This is a genomic window from Sphingomonas sp., assembly GCF_048594985.1.
Lineage (GTDB): Bacteria > Pseudomonadota > Alphaproteobacteria > Sphingomonadales > Sphingomonadaceae > Sphingomonas_I.
The window spans coordinates 1-4068 of the sequence record NZ_JBMDXG010000108.1 but is presented as its reverse complement, the minus strand read 5'-3'; the positions used below and the strand labels follow the sequence as shown (position 1 = coordinate 4068).

Here is a 4068-nt window from a genome sequence, read left to right as displayed (position 1 = left end):
TGCAGGGTGCGCCGCGCGACGTGATCGAGGCGGCGCTGGCGCAGCGCACGCCCGACCGGCTGCTGATCGCCGCGCAGGCGCTGCGTGAGGGCTTCACGGTGGCCGAGGTGCATGCGCTCGCGGCCTATGACCCGTGGTTCCTGGAGCGGATGGCGGAGATCGTCGCGGCCGAGGCCGAGGTGATGGAGAACGGCCTGCCGCAGGATGCGAAGGGCATGCGCCGGCTGAAGGGCGCGCCCAAGGCCGAGATCGAGGCGGCGCTGGCCGAGCCGACGCCCGACCGGCTGCTGATCGCGGCGCAGGCGCTGCGCGAAGGGCTGACGGTCGAGGAGGTGTGCCGCGTCGCGCGCTACGACCCGTGGTTCATCGAACGGCTGCACGAGATCGTCCGCGCGGAGGAGCGCATCTGCCGCGAGGGCCTGCCGCAGGATGCGACCGCGTTGCACGCGCTGAAGGCGATGGGCTTCTCCGACAAGCGCCTCGCCTGGCTGGCGCTCAGCTCGGCCAATCTGGCCGGCATGAAACAGGCGCAGGCGCACGGCAGCGGCATCGTCCACGACGCGATCAGCGCGATGGCGGGCGCGGTGACCGAGCGCGACGTGCGCGCGTTGCGCCATAAGCTCGGCGTGCGGCCCGTATTCAAGCGGATCGACACCTGCGCCGCCGAGTTCGAGGCGAAGACGCCCTACATGTATTCGACCTACGAAGCGCCGAGCTTCGGCGAGCCCGAGAACGAGGCGCAGCCTTCGGACAAGCGCAAGATCGTGATCCTGGGCGGCGGTCCCAACCGGATCGGGCAGGGGATCGAGTTCGATTATTGCTGCTGCCACGCCTGCTTCGCGCTGAGCGATGCGGGGTTCGAGACGATCATGGTCAACTGCAACCCGGAAACGGTGTCGACCGACTATGACACGTCCGATCGGCTCTATTTCGAGCCGCTGACCGCCGAGGACGTGCTGGAGATCCTGCATGTCGAGCAGTCGAACGGCGAGCGTGTCGGCGTGATCGTCCAGTTCGGCGGGCAGACCCCGCTCAAGCTGGCGCAGGAGCTGGAGGCGGCGGGGATCCCGATCCTCGGCACCTCGCCCGACGCGATCGATCTGGCCGAGGATCGCGAACGCTTCGCCGACCTGGTCGAGCGGCTCGGCCTCAAGCAGCCCGCCAACGGTATCGCACGGAGCCGGGACGAGGCGATCGCGGTGGCCGAACGGATCGTCTATCCCGTGCTCACCCGCCCATCCTACGTGCTCGGCGGGCGCGCGATGGAGGTCGTCGACAGCCCCGCGCAGCTCGACCATTATATCGAGACGGCGGTGCAGGTGTCGGGCGACAGCCCGGTGCTGATCGACCGTTACCTGCGCGACGCGATCGAGGTCGATGTCGACGCGATCTGCGACGGCGACGATGTCGTGGTCGCGGGCGTGATGCAGCACATCGAGGAGGCAGGCGTCCATTCGGGCGACAGCGCCTGCTCTCTGCCCCCCTACAGCCTGCCCGCCGAGGTGGTGGCGGAGATCGAGCGCCAGACCGACGCGCTCGCCCGCGCGCTTAAGGTGCGCGGCCTGATGAACGTCCAGTTCGCGGTCAAGGATGGCGAGGTCTATCTGATCGAGGTCAATCCGCGCGCCAGCCGCACCGTGCCGTTCGTAGCCAAGGCGGTCGGCGCGCCGGTCGCCAAGATCGCGGCGCGCGTGATGGCTGGAGAAAAGCTCGCGGCGCTGCCCGCGATCCCGCGCGATCCCGGGCATAGCGCGGTCAAGGAGGCGGTGTTCCCGTGGGCGCGCTTCCCCGGAGTCGATCCGGTGCTCTCGCCCGAAATGCGCTCGACCGGCGAGGTGATGGGGATCGATCGCGATTTCGCCACCGCCTTCGCCAAGGCGCAGCTTGGCGCAAGCACGGTCCTGCCGAGCGCGGGCACGGTATTCGTCTCGGTCAAACCGACCGACAAGGCGGTGATCGAGCCCGCCGTGCGCGATCTGATCGCGCTCGGTTTCTCGATCGTCGCGACTGACGGCACCGCCGCCTATCTGCAGGAGCAGGGGCTGGCGGTCGAGCGCGTGAACAAGGTCGCGCAGGGGCGCCCGCACATCGTCGACCGGCTGAAGGATGGCGGCGTGCAGCTCGTATTCAACACGACCGAGGGGTGGCAGTCGCTGCAGGATTCGAAGTCGATCCGTGCCTCGGCGATGCTCGCGCGCATTCCCTATTTCACCACGGCGGCGGCCGGGGTGGCGGCGGTGCGCGCGATCGCCGCATTGCGGGAGCGCAGCCTTGAAGTGCGCTCGCTCCAATCCTATCATGCCTGACGAACGCTTCCAGACATCGTGATGATGCGGGCGTCGCCCCCGGCGGGCGGTGCGGAGGTTTCTGTCTGACGTTGTAAAAGGGATTGGGTCGAACATGGCGGGCGAAGACAAGCTGCCGATGCTGGCAGAGGGCCAGGCGATGCTCGAGAGCGAACTCGCGCGCCTGAAGGTGGAGCGCCCGCAGATCATCGACGCGATCGAGGAAGCGCGCGCTCACGGCGATCTTTCCGAGAATGCCGAATATCATGCGGCCAAGGAGCGTCAGGGCCAGGTCGAGGCGATGATCGCCGACATCGAGGACAAGCTCGCCCGCGCGCTCGTGATCGATCCCAGCACGCTGTCGGGTGACAAGGTGGTGTTCGGCGCGACCGTCCACCTGCTCGACGAGGACGACAAGCCGGTAAAGTATCAGATCGTCGGCCAGACCGAGGCGAACGCCAAGGATGGCAAGATCAGCTACAATTCCCCGCTCGGCCGCGCGCTGATCGGCCGCAAGGTCGAGGATGAGGTCGAGGTCACGGTGCCCTCGGGCGACCGTTATTACGTGGTCGAGCGGATCGAATTCATCTGACCGTGGCGGATTGCCGGGGCTGCCGATGAGAACCGCCACGCCGCGCATGGCGATGACGCTGGGGATGGTCACCATCGCCAGCTATGTGATCATCAGCAGCCTCAACATGCGCGATGGCGCGGCGCTGATCGGCGGATTCATTCCCGCGCGGATCGCGGGCTTGCAGGTGATCGGCGCGTTGCCGCTATGGCTGACCCCGCTCAGCGCCACCTTGCTGCACGCGGGCATGCTTCATCTGGGCTTCAATCTGCTCATGCTGTTCTATTGCGGGCGCGAGGATGAGGTCGCTCTCGGCGCGCCGGGCGTGCTCGTCCTCTACATCTGCGGTGCTTATGCGGCGGCGGTCGCCCAATATATCGCGGGTCCGATGTCGGTCACGCCGATGATCGGGGCGAGCGGGGCCATCTCCGCGCTCGTCGGGGCCTACGCGATCCTGTACGGGCGGCGCCTTCCGTCGAAATACCCGCCCGAGGTGGCGCGCTGGCTGCACATCGCCTGGCTGGCGGTGGCGTGGATCGCGGTGCAGCTCCTGCTGGGGCTGGCGTCGCGGACCGAGGGCGTGGCGATCGCGGCCGCCGCGCATATCGGCGGCTTTCTGGCGGGCCTGCTGCTCGCGCGCCCGCTGCTCCGCTGGCGCTACCGCAAGGCCTGAGGGCTTCAAGCCTCCAGGTCGGGTTCGAGCAGGCGGTGCATGTGCACCACGACGAAGCGCATCTCGGCATCGTCGACCGTACGCTGCGCGGCGGCGCGCCACGCTTTCTCCGCGCTGGCATAATCGGGAAAAAAGCCGACCACCTCGATCTGCGACAGATCGGCGAAGTCCAAAGTGCGCGGATCCTTGACCCGTCCGCCGAACACCAGATGCATCTTGCTCATGGCTTGGTTCCTGCCGTTGGCGGACGGGGGATTCAAGGGGAAGATGTCAGCCGCGCGCCTTCATCATGCGGATCAGCGCGTCGAACCCCTGGCGCTGCACCACCGAATCGAAGTCGGCGGCCTGCGCCATCGCGACGTTGATGCCGGCGACGTTGAGGTTCAGCACCTTCCACTGGCCGCCGACCTTGACCGTCGACCATACCGCGTTGATCGGCTGTCCGCCGGGCTTGGTCACCTGCGTGAAGACGTCGGCACCGCCGCCGGCGGTCGGCTGCGCGCGGACGATGCGCAGCTTGGCATCCTTGTAGTCGAACA

General features: G+C 67.7%; 5 protein-coding genes. 3 read left to right on the top strand and 2 right to left on the bottom strand.

Annotated features, from left to right (window positions below):
- The 3 genes from carB to ACOJSF_RS04045 form a co-directional block, all read left to right on the top strand.
- On the top strand, positions 1-2306 hold a 2306-nt coding region (gene carB / locus ACOJSF_RS04055; RefSeq protein ID WP_420140945.1), incomplete at its 5' end, for a carbamoyl-phosphate synthase large subunit.
- A 94-nt stretch (positions 2307-2400) separates the two neighbouring features.
- Positions 2401-2877: a transcription elongation factor GreA gene (gene greA, locus ACOJSF_RS04050; protein WP_420140944.1), complete on the top strand. Its 477-nt coding sequence runs from the start codon at positions 2401-2403 to the stop codon at positions 2875-2877.
- A gap of 25 nt (positions 2878-2902) precedes the next feature.
- Positions 2903-3529: a rhomboid family intramembrane serine protease gene (locus ACOJSF_RS04045; protein ID WP_420140943.1), complete on the top strand. Its 627-nt coding sequence runs from the start codon at positions 2903-2905 to the stop codon at positions 3527-3529.
- A gap of 5 nt (positions 3530-3534) precedes the next feature.
- On the opposite strand, the gene ACOJSF_RS04040 is transcribed toward ACOJSF_RS04045, so the two are convergent.
- Together ACOJSF_RS04040 and ACOJSF_RS04035 are read right to left on the bottom strand one after the other, a co-directional pair.
- Complete coding sequence (locus ACOJSF_RS04040; protein ID WP_420140942.1) at positions 3535-3753, bottom strand: DUF4170 domain-containing protein; 219 nt, start codon at positions 3751-3753, stop codon at positions 3535-3537.
- Positions 3754-3799: 46 nt separating this feature from the next.
- A partial coding sequence (locus ACOJSF_RS04035) for an ABC transporter substrate-binding protein (protein ID WP_420140941.1) occupies positions 3800-4068 on the bottom strand: 269 nt, incomplete at its 5' end.

Excerpts from the sequence above, each read along its gene's own strand:
- ACOJSF_RS04040 (WP_420140942.1), bottom strand. The coding sequence starts at position 3,753 with ATGAGCAAGATGCATCTGGTGTTCGGCGGACGGGTCAAGGATCCGCGC.
- ACOJSF_RS04045 (WP_420140943.1), top strand. The coding sequence starts at position 2,903 with ATGAGAACCGCCACGCCGCGCATGGCGATGACGCTGGGGATGGTCACC.
- greA (WP_420140944.1), top strand. The coding sequence starts at position 2,401 with ATGGCGGGCGAAGACAAGCTGCCGATGCTGGCAGAGGGCCAGGCGATG.